This window comes from Pseudomonas sp. QS1027 (genome assembly GCF_002814235.1).
GTDB lineage: Bacteria > Pseudomonadota > Gammaproteobacteria > Pseudomonadales > Pseudomonadaceae > Aquipseudomonas.
The window spans coordinates 1-20,787 of the sequence record NZ_PHSU01000020.1 but is presented as its reverse complement, the minus strand read 5'-3'; the positions used below and the strand labels follow the sequence as shown (position 1 = coordinate 20,787).

The following is a 20,787-nucleotide window of genomic DNA, read 5'->3' as shown; positions in this document are numbered from 1 at the left end:
TCAGTCATGAGCTATCAGCACCAGTATGTCGACGGTACCCGTATTCACTTTCCTCTCGGCAAGGTGGTCTGCATCGGCCGCAATTACGCCGAGCACGCCAAGGAGCTGGATAATCCGGTGCCGACCGAGCCGCTGCTGTTTATCAAACCGGGCAGTTGCGTGGTGCCGATCGAGGGTGGTTTCAGTATTCCGGCGGACCGTGGTTCGGTGCATTACGAGGCGGAGATTGCCGTGTTGATCGGCAAGCCGCTGTCCAACAAGCCGAGCGTTGAAGAGGTGCTGGACGCCATTTCCGGGTTTGCGCCGGCATTGGACCTGACCTTGCGTGACAAGCAGGCGGAATTGAAGGGCAAGGGCCTGCCGTGGGAAGTCGCCAAGTCGTTCGACGGTGCCTGCGTGCTGTCGCCGTTCGTAGTGGGGAGTACCTTTGCGGACCTGACGAAGATCGGTATCCGCCTGACCATCAACGGCCAGGTTCGCCAGGACGGGATCAGCAGCGACATGCTCAATCCGATCGTGCCGATGATCCAGTACATGGCCGCGTGTTTCTCGCTGCAGGCCGGCGATGTGATCCTGACCGGTACGCCGGTGGGCGTCGGCCCGCTGAATGCCGGGGATGAGCTGGTACTGGAATTGCCGGGCGCCAGCAGCTTCAACAGCAGCGTCCGTTAATCACGACGCCCCCCCCTGTAGGAGCGAGCTTGCTCGCGATGATGGCACAGACACCGTTGGGCATCAGGCGCCCCGCGTTATCGTTAACGCCCATCGCGAGCAAGCTCGCTCCTACAGAGGGGGGCGGTGCTTGCCTCAGACCTTGAGGGTCTTCACGCCTTCGCTGGTGCCCAGCAGCAGCAGGTCCGCCGGACGCGCCGCGAACAGGCCGTTGGTGACCACGCCGACAATCGCATTGATCTGGCTTTCCAGCTCCACCGGGTGGGTGATCTGCAGGTTGTGCACGTCCAGAATGATGTTGCCGTTATCGGTCAACACGCCCTCGCGATACACCGGATCACCCCCCAGTTTCACCAGTTGGCGCGCCACATGGCTGCGGGCCATCGGGATCACTTCGACCGGCAGCGGGAAAGCGCCGAGCACCGGTACCAGCTTGCTGCCGTCGGCGATGCAGATAAAGGTCTTGGCCACGGCCGCGACGATCTTCTCGCGGGTCAGGGCCGCGCCGCCGCCCTTGATCAGGTTCAGGTGCGCGTCGCTTTCGTCGGCGCCGTCGATGTAGAACTCCAGGTCGCTGACGGTGTTCAGTTCGTAGACCGGAATCCCGTGGCCCTTGAGGCGCGCGGCGGTGGCTTCGGAGCTGGCGACCGCGCCGTCGAAGGCGCCCTTGTGCTGGGCCAGGGCGTCGATAAAGCAGTTGGCGGTGGAGCCGGTGCCCACGCCGATAACGCTTTTGTCATCGAGCTTGGGAAGGATGAAGTCGACGGCGGCTTGGGCCACGGCCTGTTTGAGTTGATCCTGGGTCATGCGGGCTCCGAAAGCGGGCAGGGGGGGTGCGAAAGGCCGGCATTATAAGCGTCGGGGCGGGGAAGGTCATTGTCCGTTTGGCCGCAGGCACGGGCAATAAAACCTCAGGAACCCTGTGGTCGTTGCCGCAAGCGCTGGGTTAGACTCCTCGGTCCCTGTCCACACCCGCCAGCGATGCCTTCCGATGCTTGAACAGTACGTCAAGAAGATCCTCACCTCGCGCGTCTACGACGTTGCCGTGGAAACCCCGTTGCAGACCGCTCGCCAGCTCTCCGAGCGGCTGGGCAACAAGGTCTGGCTCAAGCGCGAAGACCTGCAACCGGTGTTTTCCTTCAAGATTCGCGGTGCCTACAACAAGCTGACCCAGCTCAGCGACGACGAGCGCGCCCGTGGCGTGGTGACGGCATCGGCGGGCAACCATGCCCAGGGCCTGGCCCTGGCGGCCAAGGTGCTGGGGGTCAAGGCCACCATCGTGATGCCCAAGACCACGCCGGAAATCAAGATCGAAGGCGTCCGCTCCCGGGGTGGCAAGGTGGTGCTGCATGGCGACTCTTTCGCCGAAGCCCTGGCCCATTCCCTGCGGTTGGTCGAGGAAAAAGGCTACGTCTATATCCACCCCTACGATGATCCGCACACCATTGCCGGACAGGGCACCGTGGCGATGGAGATTCTGCGTCAGCATCCGGGTCCGTTGGATGCGATCTTCGTTCCGGTCGGTGGCGGCGGGTTGATTTCCGGTATCGCGGCCTATGTGAAGTACCTGCGGCCGGAGATCAAGGTGATTGGTGTTGAGCCGGATGACTCCAACTGCCTGCAACAGGCCATGGCCGCCGGTGAGCGGGTGATATTGTCCTCCGTGGGGTTGTTCGCCGACGGCGTGGCCGTGGCGCAGATCGGCCAGCACACCTTTGATATCTGCAAGGACTATGTCGACGAGGTGATCACCGTCAGTACCGACGAGATCTGCGCCGCCATCAAGGATATCTACGACGATACCCGCTCGATCACCGAACCGGCCGGCGCCCTGGGCGTGGCGGGGATCAAGAAGTACGTCGAGTCGCGCAAGATCACCGGGCAGACCCTGGTGGCCATCGACTCCGGCGCCAACGTCAACTTCGACCGCCTGCGCCATGTCGCCGAGCGTGCCGAGTTGGGTGAAGGCCGCGAAGCGATCATCGCCGTGACCATTCCGGAACAGCCGGGCAGCTTCAAGGCGTTCTGCGAGGCCATCGGCAAGCGCCAGATCACCGAATTCAATTACCGTTATCACACCGGTCACGAAGCGCATATTTTCGTCGGCGTGCAAACCCATCCCGACAGCGACCCGCGTAGCGTCCTGATCGACAGCCTGACCAGCCAGGGCTTTCCGGTGCTCGACCTGACCGACAACGAACTGGCCAAGTTGCATATCCGCCATATGGTCGGTGGCCATGCGGCCCGTGTCAGCGACGAGATGGTGCTGCGCTTCGAGTTTCCGGAGCGTCCGGGGGCGCTGTTCAACTTCCTCAACAAGCTCGGCGGGCGCTGGAATATCTCGATGTTCCATTACCGTAACCATGGCGCCGCTGATGGCCGGGTGGTTGCGGGCTTGCAGGTGCCGGAGGAGGAGCGTCATCTGGTGCCTGCGGCCCTGGCGGAAATCGGCTACCCGTATTGGGATGAAAGCGATAACCCGGCGTATCGGTTGTTCCTCGGCTGAAACGCGGTGGATGGCTGCTAAGCTGATGGGCAAGGCGCCTGCTCGAAAGTTGATCGTCAAACCAAGGAAACGATGAAATGGAAACCCTCACTGCCTTGAAACTGCTACACGGTGCGGCGCCGGTGCTTTTGCTGGGCAGCGCGCTGGCAGTGACGATCAGGCTTTGGCGCGGACGTCGTGCCGGCGATGCAACCATTCAAAATCATACTTTGCAGCGCCCCTGGTTCTTCGTCTGGGGGCTGATGGCGCTGTGCCTTGCCGTGCTGCCGGTCAGTGGCTGGTGGCTGGTGCACCTGTCCGGTTGGCCGTTGGGTCAGACCTGGCTGCTGGGTTCGAGTGTGCTCTACACCCTGTGCACCCTGAGCTGGGTGTGGCTGGTGGTCCGCCTCAATCGCCTGCGTCGTGGCATCACGGCACGGCATCCAGGGTTCACGCTGGCCCTGGCGATTTTCACGGTCGTCGGTTTTGTCGCCATTGCGGGCCTGATGGGCGCGAAACCGGTTTAAGCCGTCAGGCCAGGGAATTGCCATGAAGGTGCTTCTGGTGGGGGCCACGGGTTTCGTCGGTCGCCATTTGCTGGGTGCGTTGAGTGCCGCGGGTCACCAGGTGATCGCCACCAGCCGCGGCCATCATTTGCGCTCGCTACCGGGCGTCGAATGGCAGGTACTCGACCTGGATCGGTTGGCCGAGGACTCCAAGCATTTCATCCTGCCCCACGATATCGACCTGCTGATCAATGCCGCCGGGTTGCTGAGTGTCGATGAGCAGGCGCTGCGCTTGACCCAGGACCTGGGTACTCGGGCGCTGTTCGACCTCGCCGCGCGCCAGGGTCTGAGGGTGCTGCACATCTCCGCCCTGGGTGCCGGCGAACAGCCGGATGTGCCGTTCCTGGCGAGCAAGGCGGCAGCGGATGATTACCTGATGGCGCTCGGCGTGCCGGCCGTGGTCCTGCGGCCCTCTTTGCTGGTGGGGGCCGGCGGGGCCAGCAGTGCCTGGCTGGCGCGCCTGTCGCCGTGGCCGCTGATTCCCCTGCTGGACCTGCAAGCCCGTCTTCAACCGCTGCATATCGACGATCTGTGCGCCGCCGTGCTGGCTTTGCTGCGGCATTGGCCGGCGCACTCCCAGATATTGCCGCTGGTGGGTCCGCAGGTGCTGACCCTGGCGCAGGTGCTCGATCAGTTGCGTGCGGCCCAGGGCTGGGGCCCTGCGCGGTATGTGAAGGCACCGGGGATCTTGTCGCGGGCTGGTGCCTGGCTGGGTGATCGCCTGGGCTGGCGGCCCTTGAATCGCCAGAGCCTGCGCATGGCCCAGCGCGACAACGTCGCCGATCCCGAGGCGCTGGCCGAGGTCTGTGGTTACCGGGTCGCGCCGTTATCAACTCGCCTGCTGGATTGGCCGAACGCCGGTCAGAGTGTCCAATGGGCGCTGCGGCCGTTGCTGTTGGCAGTGATGCTGCTGATCTGGTTGGGTACGGCGCTGGTTTGCCTCGGTCCGGGTTATGGCTGGAGCCTGCGGATCATGGCCGAAGCCGGTGTGAGCGGGACGCCTGCGGTGTTCGCGGTCTACGCCGGGTCGCTGTGCGACGGGCTGCTGGGCCTGGGAATGTTGTTCCGACGCTCGCGCAAGTGGGCGTTCCGGGCGCAATTGCTGTTGATGGGCGCCTACACCCTGATTATCAGCCTGGTGCTGCCGCACTACTGGTTTGACCCTTATGCCGCCGTCGCCAAGAACCTGGTGCTGATGGTGGCGACCCTTTGGCTGCTTTGGACCGAACCGCGTCGATGAGTGCTTACCTGCTGCTGAAAACCCTGCATATCCTGTCTTCCACGATTCTTTTCGGCCTGGGTGCCGGTTCCGCGTATTACGCCTTGCGTGCCTGGCGCACGGGCAGCGTCGAGGTGATCGCGGCGACCTTCAAGCACCTGGTGTTCGCCGATTGGGCCTTTACCACCACCACGGCGGTGTTCCAGCCGTTGAGCGGGCTGGGGTTGATGCACCTGGCGGGCTGGCCGATCCAGCAGAGCTGGTTGATGTGGAGCCTGGGGCTGTTCGTGTTGGCGGGAATCTGCTGGTTGCCGGTGGTGTGGCTGCAGATCCGGGTGCACAGGATGGCCGAGCAGGCCTTGCGCGAGGGTACGGCGATGCCGATGCAGGCCGAGACCTATATGCGCTGGTGGTTTGTGCTGGGCTGGCCGGCGTTTTTGTCGTTCATGGCGATTTTTTATCTGATGGTCGCCAAGCCGGCCTGAGTGCCGGCCTGGTCGCGAAGGCTGGGTCAGCCGCGCAAACTGATTACCGGCCACCCACGCTTCTCGGCCTCGGCCCGCAGATTTGGATCCGGATCCACCGCCACGGGATTGGCCACCTGCTCCAGCAGCGGCAGGTCATTCATCGAATCGCTGTAGAAATAGCTGTCTTCCAGGCCATGCCCGGTTTCTTCCAGCCAACGGTTCAGACGCGTCACCTTGCCCTCGCGAAAGCACGGGATATCGGTACTGCGTCCACTGTAGCGACCGTCGATCATCTCGCATTCAGTGGCAATCAAGGTCTCGACCCCCAGCCGCGCGGCAATCGGCGCCGTGACAAAACGGTTGGTGGCAGTGATGATCACCAGCTTGTCACCGGCATCCCGGTGTTTGGCCAGCAACTCCAGGCCCTTGGGCAGCACGATGGGTTCGATGCAGTCGCGCATATAGTCGCGATGCCACTCGTCCAGTTGGGCCATCTCGCTGCGGCCGAGAATTTCCAGGCAGAAATTCAGGTACTCGGCGTTATCCAGGCGGCCCGCCAGGTAATCCTGGTAGAACTCATCGTTGCGGTTTTTATAGGCCACCGGATCGAGAATCCCCCGTTCGCAGAGGTAATCGCCCCAGGCGTGGTCGCTGTCGCCGCCCAAAAGTGTGTTGTCCAAGTCGAATAAAGCCAGACGCATTGCGGTTACTCGCTGATAAGCCTGTAAAAAGGCCTCCAGAATACGGTCTTTTCACAAGAGTGCACATAAGGTAGGAAGGCTCGTTGCTGCTTTCACAACCTTTGTGGAACAATGCGATGACATGCGTTTGCGAGGTGGTTGCCGTGATCGACCCCGATGGTTTCCGTCCTAATGTCGGGATAATTCTGACGAATGATGCTGGGCAGGTCCTCTGGGCACGCCGCATCAATCAAGATGCATGGCAGTTTCCGCAAGGCGGGATCAACCCGGACGAGACGCCTGAAGACGCTTTGTACCGTGAATTGAACGAAGAAGTCGGCCTGGAACGCGAAGATGTGCAAATTTTGGCCTGTACCCGGGGCTGGTTGCGCTATCGTTTGCCGCAACGCCTGGTGCGTACCCACAGCCAACCGCTGTGCATCGGCCAGAAGCAGAAATGGTTTCTCCTGCGCCTGCTCTCCAACGAGCAGCGGGTGCGGATGGATTTGACCGGTAAACCGGAGTTCGATGGCTGGCGTTGGGTCAGCTATTGGTACCCGTTGGGCCAGGTGGTGACATTCAAGCGCGAGGTCTACCGTCGCGCGCTCAAAGAGCTTGCCCCGCGCCTGTTGGCGCGCGACTGACACGGAGTTCGACCCCGAGCCATGCTCAATACGCTGCGCAAGATCGTCCAGGAAGTTAACGCCGCCAAGGATCTCAAGGCGGCGTTGGGCATTATTGTATTGCGCGTCAAAGAGGCCATGGGCAGCCAGGTCTGCTCGGTCTATTTGCTGGACCCCGAAACCAACCGCTTTGTCCTGATGGCCACCGAGGGCTTGAACAAGCGCTCGATCGGCAAGGTCAGCATGGCGCCGAACGAAGGCCTGGTTGGCCTCGTGGGTACGCGCGAAGAACCGCTGAACCTGGAAAACGCTGCCGATCACCCACGGTATCGCTACTTTGCCGAAACCGGCGAGGAGCGTTATGCCTCCTTCCTCGGTGCGCCGATCATCCACCATCGCCGTGTCGTCGGCGTGTTGGTGATCCAGCAGAAAGAGCGTCGCCAGTTCGACGAGGGCGAAGAAGCCTTCCTGGTGACCATGAGCGCCCAGTTGGCCGGCGTTATCGCCCATGCCGAGGCCACCGGTTCGATCCGCGGGCTGGGGCGTGAAGGCAAGGGCATCCAGGAAGCCAAGTTCATCGGTGTGCCGGGCTCGCCCGGCGCGGCCGTCGGTACGGCGGTGGTCATGCTGCCGCCGGCGGACCTGGACGTGGTGCCGGACAAGGCGATCGCCGATATCGACGCCGAACTGGCGCTGTTCAAGACCGCCATCGAAGGCGTGCGTGCCGACATGCGCACGCTCTCGGCCAAACTCGCGACGCAGCTGCGTCCGGAAGAGCGCGCGTTGTTCGACGTCTACCTGATGATGCTCGACGATGCCTCCCTGGGCAGCGAAATCACCAACGTGATCAAGACCGGCCAATGGGCCCAGGGCGCCTTGCGCCAGGTAGTGACCGATCACGTCAACCGTTTTGAACTGATGGACGACGCCTACCTGCGCGAGCGCGCGTCGGACGTCAAGGACCTCGGTCGTCGGCTGCTGGCCTACCTGCAATCCGAGCGCCAGCAGGCCCTGGTCTACCCGGACAACACCATCATGGTCAGTGAAGAGCTGACCGCGGCGATGCTTGGCGAAGTACCGGAAGGCAAGCTCAAGGGCCTGGTCTCGGTACTGGGTTCGGGTAACTCCCACGTGGCGATCCTGGCGCGGGCCATGGGCATTCCGACGGTCATGGGCCTGGTGGACCTGCCGTACTCGAAGGTCGACGGCATCGAGATGATCGTCGACGGCGCCCGTGGCGAGGTGTTTACCAACCCCAGCGAAGTCCTGCGCAAGCAATACGCCGGTGTGGTGGAAGAAGAACGCCAGCTGTCCGAGGGCCTGGACGCCTTGCGCGAACTGCCGTGCGTGACCCCGGACGGCCATCGCATGCCGCTGTGGGTCAACACCGGCCTGTTGGCGGATGTGGCCCGGGCGCAGCAGCGCGGGGCCGAAGGTGTCGGCCTGTACCGCACCGAAGTACCGTTCATGATCAACCAGCGCTTCCCGAGCGAGAAGGAACAGCTGGCGATCTATCGCGAGCAGTTGTCGGCGTTCCATCCGCAACCGGTGACCATGCGCAGCCTGGACATCGGCGGCGACAAATCGCTGCCGTATTTCCCGATTGAAGAAGACAACCCGTTCCTCGGCTGGCGCGGTATCCGCGTGACCCTCGACCACCCGGAAATCTTCCTGGTGCAGGCGCGGGCCATGCTCAAGGCCAGCGAAGGCCTGAACAACCTGCGGATCCTGCTGCCGATGATCTCGGGCATCCACGAGATGGAAGAGGCGCTGCACCTGATCCACCGGGCCTGGGGCGAGGTGCGCGACGAAGGCACCGACGTGCCGATGCCGCCGGTGGGCGTGATGATCGAGATTCCGGCGGCGGTCTACCAGACCCGCGAATTGGCGCGGCAGGTGGACTTCCTCTCGGTGGGTTCCAACGACCTGACCCAGTACCTGCTGGCGGTGGACCGTAACAACCCACGGGTGGCGGACCTTTACGACTACCTGCACCCGGCGGTGCTGCAAGCCCTGCAGAACGTGGTGCGCGACGCCCATGCCGAAGGCAAGCCGGTGAGTATCTGCGGCGAGATGGCCGGTGATCCGATGGCGGCGGTGCTGTTGATGGCAATGGGCTTTGACAGCTTGTCGATGAACGCCACCAACTTGCCGAAGGTGAAATGGATGCTGCGCCAGATCAACCTGAGCAAGGCCCAGGAACTGCTGGCCCAGGTGATGACCATCGACAACCCGCAGGTGATTCGCAGTACCTTGCAATTGGCGCTGAAGAATCTCGGCTTGTCACGGATGGTGGTGCCGACCGTCACGCATTGAGGAGGGGAGCTAGACCTTTAGCTCCACCTCTCCCAGATGCCCGCCATACGGCCCGAAGCTGCGCTCCACCAGATGACGCGTGCCATCGGCGTGGCTGATCAGCACCGTGCTGGCCCGTGTGCCGTAGCTGGGGCTGGCGATAAACACGCTGGATAACAGGCTCTCGGTCGCCAGTCCCACCCCGGTGTCCGGCAACTCGGCAAAGGGCGCTATCGTCGGATCGCCAAGGATCGCCAGCAAGGCCTCCGGCTGGGGATCGGCCAGCGTCCAGGACAGCGCCGCCCGGGCCTTGAGCAATTTTGGCCAGGGCGTATCGAGCCCGGCATTGGACAGTCCGTAGACCCCTTCCGCCAGTTCGCGTGGCTCACCCTCATGGGAATTGAAGTGCCACAAGGCATCCGCTGTGCCCAACAGCAGATTGAAACCCGCATATTCCAGCGATTTTCCGCGAACTTCGGCTAAATACTGATCAATCGACAGGTCCTCGGTGAGAAAGCGAGCCACCAGTTCTCCCCTTGAACGCCGGGCCACCGGTTGGTGCGGATCGCGGATATTGGTCAAGGCTGCAAAGCGCCCCTGCGGGCCTATCCCGAGCCAGGTCCCACCCGCTTCCAGATCGCGCCCCGCATAGACCTGCGGCGCTTGCGGCCATTGCGCCAGCGGCAGGCTCGGCCGGGCATAAAATTCGTCACGGTTGGCCGCGACGATCAGCGGCTGGGCATGGCCCGGGCGCCAGGCAAAGACAATCAGGCACATCAGGTGGTCCTCGATGTTTTTGCCCACTCTACGCAGGGTATCCATCGCCATCCAGTAGAGCCGTGTCCATCCTTCCGTTACCATGCCGGACTTGTTTTGCGGGGTCGTGCATGGAATTTCTGCTCTATCTGGTCTTGGGGGCCTGCGCCGGTGTGCTGGCCGGGCTGTTCGGCGTGGGCGGCGGGATCATTATCGTCCCGGTGCTGGTGTTCAGTTTCACCCTGCAAGGGTTCGATCCGCTGATCCTCACGCATCTGGCGGTGGGCACGTCCCTGGCGACGATCATTTTCACCTCGTTCAATACCATTCGCGGGCATCACAAGCGCGGTGCGGTGCTCTGGCCGGTCTTTGCCTGGATGGCCGTGGGCATCCTGCTCGGCTCGGGCCTCGGCGCGTTGACCGCCAACGCCATCGCCGGCCCGCATCTGCAGAAGATCATCGGTGTGTTCGCCCTGGTGGTGGCGGCGCAGATGGCGCTGAACCTCAAGCCCAAGGCCAGCCGCAGCGTGCCCGGCAAGTTCGGCCTCGGCGTGGCGGGGGCGGTGATCGGTTGGGCCTCGGCGATTTTCGGCATCGGCGGCGGCTCCCTGACCGTGCCGTTCCTGACCTGGCGCAGTGTGCCGATGCAGCAGGCGGTGGCGACGTCCTCGGCCTGCGGCTTGCCGATTGCCCTGGCCAGCACCTTGAGTTTCATGATCCTGGGTTGGCACGATCCGTTGCTGCCGGCCCACAGCCTGGGCTTTATCTATTTGCCGGCCTTGCTCGGGATTGCCCTGACCAGTATGTTTTTTGCTCGGTTCGGTGTGCAGCTGGCACACCAGCTGTCGCCGTTGTTGCTCAAGCGGCTGTTTGCCGGCCTGTTGTTCATTGTCGGCCTGAAGTTCCTGATCTGAGCCACAGGCTCGGTTCAGTCATGCCGGCGCAATATTGGCTTAATGGCGCGCTTGCAGCATGACCCGCCGGCCTGGGCGATTGCTGTTCGCCGGGCCCTGAATTTTTACTCTATCGAGGAGTTGCAATGCTGCCTTACCCGCAGATTGACCCGGTGGCCCTGGCCATCGGCCCGCTGAAAATCCACTGGTACGGCCTGATGTACCTGGTCGGCATTGGCGGTGCGTGGCTGCTGGCCTCCCGGCGCCTGAACCGTTTCGACCCGACCTGGACCAAGGAGAAACTCTCCGACCTGATCTTCTGGCTGGCCATGGGCGTGATCGTCGGCGGGCGCCTGGGTTATGTGCTGTTCTACGATCTGAGTGCCTATCTTGCCAACCCGACGCTGATCTTCGAGGTCTGGAAGGGCGGCATGGCGTTCCATGGCGGCTTCATCGGGGTGATGGTGGCGGCCTGGTGGTTTGGCCGGCGCAACGGCAAGTCGTTCTTCCAACTGATGGACTTCGTCGCGCCGATGGTCCCGATCGGCCTGGGTGCCGGGCGGATCGGCAACTTCATCAATGGCGAGTTGTGGGGCAAGCCGACTGACCTGCCGTGGGCGATGGTCTTCCCGCCGTTCAGCGACCCGGCCCAGTTGCCGCGTCACCCGTCGCAGCTGTATCAGTTCGCGCTGGAAGGTGTGGCCCTGTTCGTGATCCTCTGGTTGTTCTCGCGCAAGCCGCGGCCGACCATGGCGGTTTCGGGCATGTTCGCGTTGTTCTACGGGATCTTCCGTTTTGTCGTCGAGTTCGTCCGGGTGCCGGATGCGCAGCTCGGCTATCTGGCGTTCGGCTGGGTGACCATGGGGCAGATCCTCAGCCTGCCGATGATCATCGGCGGCCTGGGCTTGCTGTGGTTCGCCTATCACCGCGCCCCGACTACACCGGCTGCGAAAGACGCCGCGCTTTAAATTCGAATCGGGGCTCGCGGGCCCCGTATTCAAGGATGCAGGTAACTCATGAAGCAATATCTCGAACTGGTCGCCCACGTCATCAAGAACGGCACCAAGCAGGCCAACCGTACCGGCGTGAACACCATCAGCTTTCCCGGGGCCATGCTGCGTTATGACCTCCAGGAAGGTTTCCCGGCGATCACCACCCGCAAGATGGCCTTCAAGTCCGCTGTCGGCGAGATGTGCGGCTTTCTCCGTGGGGTGAACAACGCCGCCGAGTTCCGTGCGCTGGGCTGCAAGGTCTGGGACCAGAACGCCAACGAAAACGCGCAGTGGCTGGCCAATCCGTTCCGCCAGGGCGAAGACGACCTGGGCGAGATCTATGGCGTGCAATGGCGCAAATGGCCGGCTTACAAGCAGATTGCCAAGAGCAACGTAGCCGCCATCGAGCAGACTCTGGGCCAGGGCTACCGGCAGATTGCCGAGGGCGAGGAAAGCGGCCAGGCCTATGTGGTGCTGTACAAGGCCATCGACCAGGTGCGCCAGTGCGTCGACACCATCATCAAGGATCCGGGTAGCCGGCGGATTCTGTTCCATGGCTGGAACTGTGCGCAATTGGATGAGATGGCGTTGCCACCGTGCCATTTGCTGTATCAGTTCCATCCGAATGTGGAGACCAGGGAAATTTCCCTGACCCTCTACATCCGCTCGAATGACCTGGGCCTGGGCACGCCGTTCAACCTGACCGAAGGCGCGGCGCTGCTGAGCCTGATCGGGCGCCTGACCGGCTATACGCCGCGCTGGTTCACCTATTTCATCGGTGATGCCCATGTGTATGAAAACCACCTGGACATGCTCAACGAACAACTGACTCGCGAGCCGTTCCCGATGCCGAAACTGGTTATTTCCGAGCGTGTGCCGGAGTTTGCCAAGACCGGGGTGTACCAGCCGGAGTGGCTGGAGCTGGTGGAACCGGGGGATTTCTCGCTGGAAGGCTACCAGCACCATGCGCCGATGACGGCACCGATGGCGGTTTGAGGAGCATCACTCTGTAGCCGGCTTGCTGGCGATAGCGGCCGAGCAGGCGATGCAGGACTTACCGGCCTCATCGCCAGCAAGCCGGCTCCTACAGGATTTGGGTGTGCCTAATGACCGTGGCTTCTTCCGACATGTGAATGCTCTTCCGCCGCCACCACACTGCCGCTGACCTCCAACCGCTGCAAAATCCCGCACTGATCCAGATCCGGCCCGCCGCCACAGCGCTGGCGCAGGTCGAGCAACTGCTTCTGCAACGCCAGCAACCCATCGATCCGCGCCTTGACGTGATGGATATGCTCATCAATCAGCGCATTCACGCTTTCGCACTGATCCTGCGGACTGTCCCGCAGCCCCAGCAAGCTGCGAATCTCCTCCAGCGTCATGTCCAGGCTGCGGCAATTGCGGATAAAGGTCAGGCGCTCCACATGCGCCTGGGTGTACAGGCGGTAGTTGCCCTCGCTGCGCGCTGGTTCCGGCAGCAGGTTTTCCTTCTCGTAATAACGGATGGTTTCCACCTGGCAGTCGGTGAGTTTCGCCAGTTCGCCAATCTTCATCGTTCGATCTCCGAAAAGGGTGCTTGACCCTATAGTGGCTACAGGGTGTTCACTTGGCAACAAGCACTTTCAGGGACGCACCCATGAGCGACTCCATCCACACTTCGCACAAGCCTGCCGGCGATCATGCCCATGCTGGCCACGATCACGATCACGATCACGATCACGATCACGATCACGATCACGATCACGATCACAAGCATGAGCATAGTCATGACCACGGCCATGACCACGATCATGCCGATAAACCCGCGACTCAGTCTTTCCGTGTCCTCCAGCCGGTAAAGGCTTCCCACTCCCATGGAGCGGCCGGGCATGCCCACAGCTGCTGTTCGACCGCCGAGGCCCCCGCGCTGATCAAGCTCAGCGAGACCACCAGCGCCGACGCGCGGTTGAGCCGTTTCCGCATCGAAGCCATGGACTGTCCTACCGAGCAGACGCTGATCCAGAACAAGCTCGGCAAGCTGGCGGGTGTGCAGCAGCTTGAGTTCAATCTGATCAACCGGATTCTCGGCGTCACCCATGACCTGCCGTCGACCACGCCGATTGTCGAGGCCATCAAGTCCCTGGGCATGCAGGCGGAGCCGTTGGAAGAGGGCGCAAGCGCCGAAACCCCAAGCCAGCCGCCGGTGAAGAAACCCTGGTGGCCCCTGGCTTTGTCCGGTGTCGGCGCCCTGGCCGCCGAAGTGATTCACTTCACCGGTCTGGCCCCAACCTGGGTGGTGGCAATCGTTGCGCTGGTTTCCATTCTCAGCGGCGGCCTGACCACCTATAAAAAGGGCTGGATCGCCCTGAAGAACCGCAATCTGAACATCAACGCGCTGATGAGCATCGCCGTGACCGGCGCGCTGCTGATCGGCCAGTGGCCGGAAGCGGCGATGGTAATGTTCCTCTTCACCATCGCCGAGTTGATCGAAGCCAAGTCCCTGGACCGCGCGCGCAACGCCATCAGCGGCCTGATGCAGATGACGCCGGACAAGGCCACGGTGCGCCAGGATGACGGCGAATGGGTCGAACGTGAGGTTAAAAGCATCGAACTGGGTGCCTTGGTACGGGTGCGCCCCGGCGAGCGTATCGGCCTCGACGGCGAAGTGATCTACGGCAGCTCCAGCGTCGATCAGGCGCCGATCACCGGTGAAAGCCTGCCTATCGAGAAGAATCCTGGCGACAAGGTCTTCGCCGGCACCATCAACCAGGCCGGTTCCCTGGACTATCGGGTGACGGCCGTTGCGGGCAACTCGACCCTGGCGCGGATCATCCATGCCGTCGAGCAGGCCCAGGGCGCGCGGGCACCGACCCAGCGTTTCGTCGACACCTTCGCGAAAATCTACACCCCGGCGGTGTTCGCCTTCGCCCTGGCGGTGGCGGTGCTGCCGCCGCTGTTCATGAGCGGCCTGTGGTTCGACTGGATCTACCGGGCGTTGGTCCTGCTGGTGGTCGCCTGCCCTTGTGCGCTGGTGATCTCGACCCCGGTGACGATCGTCAGCGGCCTGGCCGCCGCCGCCCGCAAGGGCATTCTGGTCAAGGGCGGGGTGTACCTGGAAAGCGGGCACAAGCTCGATTACCTGGCCCTGGACAAGACCGGGACCATCACCCACGGCAAACCGGTGCTGACCGACTACCTGGCCCTCAACCCACTGTTCGTCGAGACCGCGCCGTTGATCGCCGCCAGCCTCGCGGCGCGCTCCGACCACCCGGTGTCCCTGGCGATTGCCAAGGATGCACAGGACAAACAATGGACGCTGCGCGATGTGGAAGCCTTCGAAGCCCTGGCCGGGCGCGGTGTGCGCGGTGAGGTCGGCGGCAAGGGTTATCACCTGGGCAACCATCGCCTGGTGGAAGACCTTGGTCTCTGCTCGGCGGCCCTGGAAGAAAAACTCTTCGCCCTGGAAAAACAAGGCAAGACCGTGGTGTTGCTGCTCGACGCCTCCGGCCCGTTGGCGCTGTTCGCCGTGGCCGATACGGTCAAGGCTTCCAGCCGCGAGGCGATCCGCGAATTGCACGCGCTGGGGATCAAGACCCTGATGCTGACCGGGGACAATATCCACACCGCCTCGGCCATTGCCGCCCAGGTCGGGATCGACGAGGCTCGCGGCGACCTGTTGCCCACCGACAAACTGCAGGCCATCGAAGAGCTGTATGCCCGTGGTCATCAGGTCGGCATGGTCGGCGATGGCATCAACGACGCTCCGGCCCTGGCCCGTGCCGAGATCGGTTTCGCCATGGCGGCGGCCGGTACCGACACCGCCATCGAGACCGCCGATGTCGCCCTGATGGACGATGATCTGCGCAAGATTCCGGCTTTCATTCGCCTTTCGCGCCAGACCGCGCGTATCCTCAGGCAAAATATCGCCCTGGCCCTGGTGATCAAGGCGATCTTCCTGGCGGTGACTTTCCTCGGCCTGGCAACCATGTGGATGGCGGTATTCGCCGATATGGGCGTCAGCCTGCTGGTGGTGTTCAATGGGTTGCGCCTGTTGCGCAAGTAAACGAATGAGAGGGTGATGTGCTGAGTGCCGAGCTGAAGGCGTTTTACATGGTCGCCCGCCTGGGCAGCATCACCCTGGCGGCGAAAAAGCTCGGGCTCAGCCAGCCCACGGTGACCACCCAGATCCGTCATCTGGAAAGCCAGTACTCGGTCGAGCTGTTCTATCGCGGCGGTCGGCGACTGAGCGTCAGTGAAGACGGCGCGCGCTTGCTGCCGATGGTCAAGGCGCTGTTGCAGCAGGAAGCCGATATCGAGTTTTTCCTGCGCAACGCCGGGCAGGTGCAGGGCACCTTGCGCATTGCCGCGACGGCACCGTATTACATCCTCGATCTGGTGAAGGCCTTTCGCGAGCGCTTGCCCCACGTGGACGTCTCGGTGGAAATCGGCAACTCCCAGCAGGTGCTCGAGGCGCTGGAGGACTATCGGGTCGATGTGGCGGCTTCGTCGCAGTTGCTCGACGACCCGCGCCTGATCCGCCGCTTGCTGGGCAGCGATCCGCTGGTGCTGGCGGTGCATCGCAACCATCCTTTGGCGGTGCACGATCATGTACCGTTGAGCGCGCTGGCGGGGCATTGTCTGCTGATGCGCGAGGTAGGCTCGACCACCCGTCGCCTGACCGAAGAGTTTCTGCACGGTGCGGGGGTCAGTTTCGGACCGTTGCTGGAAATCGGCAGCCGTGAGTCGATTCGTGAGGCGGTGTTGCGCAATATCGGCATCAGCCTGATTGCCCGCCAGGAAGTGCCCCATGACCCGCAACTGCGGGTGCTGAGCCTGGAGAATGCGCCGCAGATCGCCGAGTACCTGTATTGCCTCAAGGAACGCAAGGCGGCGCGCTTGCCGGCGGCGTTTCTGGGGTTGGCGCAGGAAATGGCGCCGGCCTGAGAGAGCTGTGGTGAATGGCCGTCTGCTGCGCGGCGGTTCGCGGCGGTGCGGCGATCCGACAAGCCCTGCTCCTACAGTCCTGTGTCGTTCACAGGTTTTGTGCATGACACCGGACTGTAGGAGCAGGGCTTGCCCGCGAAGGCGTCGGCTCAGGCGACTCAAATCCTCAACCCAAATCTACCAATACCACTATCGGTAGCTTTGGCCTCATTGCCACATAGCCTACGCATTCCCTCCCTAGCATGACCCTCATCCGCTAGATGAGGTCCGTCCATGAACAACTCGATCGCCAACGCCCTGGCCAACCCCGGCGCCCCGATGAAGGTCCGTGGGGTGCGCAAGCGCTTCGGTGCCTTTACCGCGCTGGACAACGTGTCCCTGGACGTCGCCGCTGGCGAGCTGGTCTGCCTGCTCGGCCCCTCCGGCTGCGGCAAGACCACCTTGCTGCGCTGCATCGCCGGCCTGGAGCGTCAGGACGACGGCGAGCTGTTCCTCGGCGAACGGAATGTCTCCGATCTGCCACCGCAAGCCCGCGACTACGGCATCCTGTTCCAGTCCTACGCGCTGTTCCCCAATCTCACGGTTGAAGCGAATATCGCCTACGGTCTCGCCGGCAGCGGTCGCGAAGTCACCCGCAAGCGTGTCGGGCAGATGCTGGAACTGGTCGGCCTGCTCGGCAGCGAAAAGAAATACCCCGGCCAACTCTCCGGTGGTCAGCAACAACGGGTGGCCCTGGCACGTGCCCTGGCCCCGGCCCCCTCGCTGTTGCTGCTCGACGAACCCATGTCGGCCCTCGACGCCCGGGTCCGCGAACATCTGTGCACCGAGCTGCGCCAGCTGCAACGCAACCTCGGCGTGACTACCCTGATGGTCACCCACAACCAGGACGAGGCCATGTTGATGGCCGACCGCATCGCCGTGATGAACAACGGCAAGGTCGAGCAGTACGCCACGCCCCAGGAAATCTACGACAAGCCGGCCACGCCGTTCGTCGCCGAGTTCGTTGGCCAGGGCAACTGGCTGCCGTTCCAACGCAGCAGCGACAGCCATGCGCGGGTTGGTGGCATGGATGTGCGCCTGGCCGATGGGACTGCCCGCGCGGCTTCCGGTCGGCTGTTCTGCCGCCCCGAATCAATCAACGTCAACCCGCCGGTCCACGAGGAAAACCTGTTTCCGGCGCGGGTTCGCGAAATAACCTTCCTCGGCAATCGCTGCCGCATGAGCTTCGAACTCAACCAGTTGCCCGGCCACGCGCTGTTGGCCGAAGTCGGCCCGCAGGACATGCCGCGCCTCGGTGCGCCGGATATCTGGGTGGCCTTGCCACCGCGCAGCCTCCAGGTGTTTGCCTGAGATGGCTGCTGAAATCAGCCTGGCCCTGTCCCGGCAGTCGAGCGTGAAGACCGCGCGGGTCGGCCTCGGCGACCGTCTGTTCGTGCTCGGCGGCAAACTGCTCTGGCTCTGCCTGCTGGGGGTGGCGGTGTTGCTGCCGTTGCTGGCGATCTTCTGGCGTGGCTTCAGCAGTGAAGCCGGGCAGGGCGGTGGCTGGGTTGCGGCGAAGGAACTGGTGAACAGCGACAACTTCCACTGGCTGCTGGGCAATAGCCTGAAGGTTTCCCTCAGTGTGGCGGCCATCGTCGTACCGTTGGCCTACCTGTTTGCCTACGCGCTGCAGCGGACCCTGATTCCCGGCAAACCCCTATGGCGCGCCCTGTCCCTGTTGCCGCTGATGGCCCCGTCGATGTTGCCGGGTATCGCCCTGGTCTACCTGTTCGGCAACCAGGGCCTGCTGCGTGGCCTGCTGTCGGAAAACATCTACGGTTTCTGGGGCATCGTCCTCGGTGAAGTCATCTACACCTTTCCCCATGCCCTGATGATCCTGATCTCGGCCTTGTCCCTGGCCGATGCGCGCTTGTTCGACGCCGCGTCGAGCATGGGCGCCAGTCCCTGGAAGGCCTTTCGCAGCATCACCTGGCCGGCCAGCCGCCAGGCGGTATTCGCCGCCTTCTGCCTGGTATTCACCCTGACCATCACCGACTTCGGCGTGCCGGTGGTGGTGGGCGGCGACTATCAGGTGCTGGCGCTGGAAGCCTACAAGGCGGTGGTCGGCCAGCAGCAGTTCGGGCGTGGCGCCTTGATCGGCATGATCCTGCTGCTGCCGGCGCTGTTCAGTTTTGCCGTCGATGCCTGGCTGCGCCGCCGTCATGGCGAGGCCATGAGCGGGCGGGCCCAGGTGTTCAAGCCCGCACCGTCGCGCCGCCGCGATGCCTGCTACCTGGTCATCGTGCTGTTGATCAGCGCAGCCCTGCTGCTGGTGTTCGGCATGGCGGTGTACTCGTCGCTGGTGAAGTTCTGGCCGTACAACCTGTCGCTGTCGTTCAGTCACTACGCCTTCAATGCGACCACCGGTAGCGGCTGGCTGGCCTACCGCAACAGCCTGACCCTGGCCCTGAGCACGGCGCTGATCGGCAGCGGACTGATTTTCACCGGGGCCTACCTGATGGAGAAAACCCGCAGCCAGAGCGGCCTGAACCTGGCCTTGCGCATTCTCGGCTTTGTGCCGATGGCGGTCCCGGGCTTGGTTCTCGGTCTGGGCTACGTGTTCTTTTTCAACCTCAACGGCAACCCGCTGAATGTGTTCTACGGGACCATGACCCTGCTGGTGGTCTGCACCATCGCCCATTACCTGACCACCGCGCAGATGACCGCCACCACCGCGCTGCGCCAGCTCGACAACGAGTTCGAAGCCGCCGCCCTGTCGCTCAAGGCGCCGCTCTACCGGCATTACCTGCGGGTCACGCTGCCGATCTGCCTGCCGGCGTTGCTCGACATCGTGCGTTACCTGTTCGTTTCGGCGATGACCACGGTGTCGGCGGCGATCTTTCTCTACAGCCCCGACACCATCCTCGCGGCGGTGGCGGTGCTGAACATGGACGACGCCGGCAACGTCGGCGGTGCCGCCGCCATGTCGAGCCTGATCCTGTTTACCTCGGTGGCCGTGTCGCTGCTGCTGGCCTGGGCTTCGCGCGGCGTGCTGCGCCGCTCCCAGGCCTGGCGGCAGACCGAGCCCGGCCATTGATCCCGCAACAACGCTGTGCCCAACCCCAACCGCACTCACCAAGGAACCGCACCATGTTCAAGCCCCTGGCTCTTGCCGCTGCTGTCCTCACTGCTTTCAGCCTGAATGCCTTTGCCGCGAAAACCGAACTGACCGTGTACACGGCCCTCGAGTCCGAGCAACTGGCCGACTACAAGAAAGCCTTCGAGGCCGCCTACCCGGACGTGGAAATCAAGTGGGTGCGCGATTCCACCGGCATCATCACCGCCAAGCTGCTGGCCGAGAAGGCGCGCCCGCAGGCTGACGTGGTCTGGGGCCTGGCGGCTTCCAGCCTGGCAATCCTCGATCAGCAGGGCATGCTGCAAAGCTACGCCCCCAAGGACCTGGGCAAGATCGGCAACCACTATCGCGACGCGGCGAACCCGCCGTCGTGGGTCGGCATGGACGTCTGGGCGGCGACCATCTGCTTCAACACCGTCGAAGCCGAGAAGCAGCATTTGACCAAGCCGGTGAGCTGGCAGGACCTGACCAAGCCCGAGTACAAGGGCAAGATCGTGATGCCGAACCCGGCCTCGTCCGGCACCGGTTTCCTGGATGTCAGCGCCTGGTTGCAGACCTTCGGCCAGGAGCAGGGCTGGAAGTACATGGATGAGCTGCACCAGAACATCGGCCAGTACGTTCACTCCGGTTCCAAGCCGTGCAAGCTGGCGGCGTCGGGTGAATTCCCGATCGGTATTTCCTTTGAATACCCGGCGGTGCAGCTGAAGCGCCAGGGCGCGCCACTGGACATCATCCTGCCGAAGGAAGGCCTGGGCTGGGAGATCGAGGCAACTGCGGTGATCAAGGGTACGCCGCATGAAGACGCGGCGAAGAAACTCGCGGACTTCTCGGCCAGCCCGGCGGCGATGGAGCTGTACAAGGAAAACTTTGCCGTGCTGGCGCAGCCGGGCATTGCCAAGCCGCAGACCGAACTGCCGGCGGACTACGAGCAGCGCCTGATCAAGAACGACTTTGCCTGGGCGTCGAAGAACCGCGACGAAATCCTCACCGAATGGCGCAAGCGTTATGACGGCAAGTCGGAGAAGTTGCCTCAGTAACTCCGTTGTTTGATCGCGACTCAGTCACTGGCTGAACACGATCCCTTGTAGGAGCAACTGTCTTGAC

19 protein-coding genes are annotated in these 20,787 nt (G+C 63.1%); 15 read left to right on the top strand and 4 right to left on the bottom strand.

What is annotated here, in order from left to right:
* Positions 1-6: 6 nt before the first annotated feature.
* Positions 7-672 (top strand): fumarylacetoacetate hydrolase family protein, encoded by a 666-nt coding sequence (locus CWE01_RS18715; RefSeq protein WP_100942029.1) that lies wholly within the window; start codon positions 7-9, stop codon positions 670-672.
* 135 nt (positions 673-807) lie between these two features.
* On the opposite strand, the gene rpiA is transcribed toward CWE01_RS18715, so the two are convergent.
* Entirely contained in the window at positions 808-1,479 is a 672-nt protein-coding gene (rpiA, locus tag CWE01_RS18710) for a ribose-5-phosphate isomerase RpiA (RefSeq protein ID WP_100942028.1), read from the bottom strand.
* Positions 1,480-1,663: 184 nt separating this feature from the next.
* Here rpiA and ilvA point away from each other — a divergent pair, with 184 nt between their 5' ends.
* From ilvA to CWE01_RS18690, 4 genes are all read left to right on the top strand, one after another.
* The gene (gene ilvA, locus CWE01_RS18705) at positions 1,664-3,178 is read left to right on the top strand and encodes a threonine ammonia-lyase, biosynthetic (protein ID WP_218177103.1); all 1,515 of its coding nucleotides are present in this window, start codon (positions 1,664-1,666) and stop codon (positions 3,176-3,178) included.
* 77 nt (positions 3,179-3,255) lie between these two features.
* Complete coding sequence (locus CWE01_RS18700; protein ID WP_100942026.1) at positions 3,256-3,684, top strand: DUF2269 family protein; 429 nt, start codon at positions 3,256-3,258, stop codon at positions 3,682-3,684.
* Between the two features lie 22 nt (positions 3,685-3,706).
* Complete coding sequence (locus CWE01_RS18695; protein ID WP_100942025.1) at positions 3,707-4,963, top strand: SDR family oxidoreductase; 1,257 nt, start codon at positions 3,707-3,709, stop codon at positions 4,961-4,963.
* The gene (locus CWE01_RS18690) at positions 4,960-5,427 is read left to right on the top strand and encodes a DUF2269 domain-containing protein (RefSeq protein WP_100942024.1); all 468 of its coding nucleotides are present in this window, start codon (positions 4,960-4,962) and stop codon (positions 5,425-5,427) included. Before CWE01_RS18695 ends, CWE01_RS18690 begins: the two co-directional genes overlap by 4 nt.
* Positions 5,428-5,453: 26 nt before the next feature.
* On the opposite strand, the gene CWE01_RS18685 is transcribed toward CWE01_RS18690, so the two are convergent.
* Positions 5,454-6,110, bottom strand: coding sequence for an HAD family phosphatase (locus CWE01_RS18685; RefSeq protein ID WP_100942023.1), 657 nt, complete (start codon positions 6,108-6,110; stop codon positions 5,454-5,456).
* A 143-nt stretch (positions 6,111-6,253) separates the two neighbouring features.
* On the opposite strand from CWE01_RS18685, the gene CWE01_RS18680 reads away from it, so the two are divergent.
* Positions 6,254-6,733, top strand: a complete 480-nt coding sequence (locus tag CWE01_RS18680; RefSeq protein WP_040071746.1) for an RNA pyrophosphohydrolase — start codon at positions 6,254-6,256, stop codon at positions 6,731-6,733.
* Between the two features lie 21 nt (positions 6,734-6,754).
* Positions 6,755-9,028, top strand: coding sequence for a phosphoenolpyruvate--protein phosphotransferase (gene ptsP, locus CWE01_RS18675; protein WP_100942022.1), 2,274 nt, complete (start codon positions 6,755-6,757; stop codon positions 9,026-9,028).
* A 9-nt stretch (positions 9,029-9,037) separates the two neighbouring features.
* Here the strand turns inward: ptsP and CWE01_RS18670 are convergent, their stop codons facing one another.
* Positions 9,038-9,784 (bottom strand): NRDE family protein, encoded by a 747-nt coding sequence (locus tag CWE01_RS18670; protein WP_100942209.1) that lies wholly within the window; start codon positions 9,782-9,784, stop codon positions 9,038-9,040.
* A gap of 110 nt (positions 9,785-9,894) precedes the next feature.
* Here CWE01_RS18670 and CWE01_RS18665 point away from each other — a divergent pair, with 110 nt between their 5' ends.
* The 3 genes from CWE01_RS18665 to CWE01_RS18655 all read left to right on the top strand — a co-directional run bounded on the left by CWE01_RS18665 (position 9,895) and on the right by CWE01_RS18655 (position 12,644).
* Complete coding sequence (locus CWE01_RS18665) at positions 9,895-10,677, top strand: sulfite exporter TauE/SafE family protein (protein WP_100942021.1); 783 nt, start codon at positions 9,895-9,897, stop codon at positions 10,675-10,677.
* A 125-nt stretch (positions 10,678-10,802) separates the two neighbouring features.
* Positions 10,803-11,624 carry a prolipoprotein diacylglyceryl transferase gene (lgt, locus tag CWE01_RS18660; RefSeq protein WP_100942020.1) on the top strand — a complete coding sequence of 274 codons (822 nt, stop codon included), beginning with the start codon at positions 10,803-10,805 and terminating at the stop codon, positions 11,622-11,624.
* A gap of 48 nt (positions 11,625-11,672) precedes the next feature.
* Positions 11,673-12,644, top strand: a complete 972-nt coding sequence (locus tag CWE01_RS18655) for a thymidylate synthase (RefSeq protein ID WP_100942019.1) — start codon at positions 11,673-11,675, stop codon at positions 12,642-12,644.
* A gap of 107 nt (positions 12,645-12,751) precedes the next feature.
* On the opposite strand, the gene cadR is transcribed toward CWE01_RS18655, so the two are convergent.
* Positions 12,752-13,198, bottom strand: coding sequence for a Cd(II)/Pb(II)-responsive transcriptional regulator (gene cadR, locus CWE01_RS18650; protein ID WP_100942018.1), 447 nt, complete (start codon positions 13,196-13,198; stop codon positions 12,752-12,754).
* An 83-nt stretch (positions 13,199-13,281) separates the two neighbouring features.
* Here cadR and CWE01_RS18645 point away from each other — a divergent pair, with 83 nt between their 5' ends.
* The 5 genes from CWE01_RS18645 (at position 13,282) to CWE01_RS18625 (ending at position 20,720) form a co-directional block, all read left to right on the top strand.
* A complete protein-coding gene (locus CWE01_RS18645) occupies positions 13,282-15,687 on the top strand; it encodes a heavy metal translocating P-type ATPase (protein ID WP_100942017.1) in 2,406 nt (801 codons plus the stop codon).
* Between the two features lie 17 nt (positions 15,688-15,704).
* Positions 15,705-16,568 (top strand): LysR family transcriptional regulator, encoded by an 864-nt coding sequence (locus CWE01_RS18640; RefSeq protein WP_100942016.1) that lies wholly within the window; start codon positions 15,705-15,707, stop codon positions 16,566-16,568.
* Between the two features lie 273 nt (positions 16,569-16,841).
* On the top strand, positions 16,842-17,918 hold the full coding sequence (locus CWE01_RS18635; RefSeq protein ID WP_100942015.1) for a putative 2-aminoethylphosphonate ABC transporter ATP-binding protein: 1,077 nt from the start codon (positions 16,842-16,844) through the stop codon (positions 17,916-17,918).
* A gap of 1 nt (position 17,919) precedes the next feature.
* The gene (locus tag CWE01_RS18630) at positions 17,920-19,644 is read left to right on the top strand and encodes a putative 2-aminoethylphosphonate ABC transporter permease subunit (RefSeq protein ID WP_100942014.1); all 1,725 of its coding nucleotides are present in this window, start codon (positions 17,920-17,922) and stop codon (positions 19,642-19,644) included.
* Positions 19,645-19,697: 53 nt separating this feature from the next.
* A complete protein-coding gene (locus tag CWE01_RS18625; RefSeq protein WP_100942013.1) occupies positions 19,698-20,720 on the top strand; it encodes a putative 2-aminoethylphosphonate ABC transporter substrate-binding protein in 1,023 nt (340 codons plus the stop codon).
* Positions 20,721-20,787 lie beyond the last annotated feature (67 nt).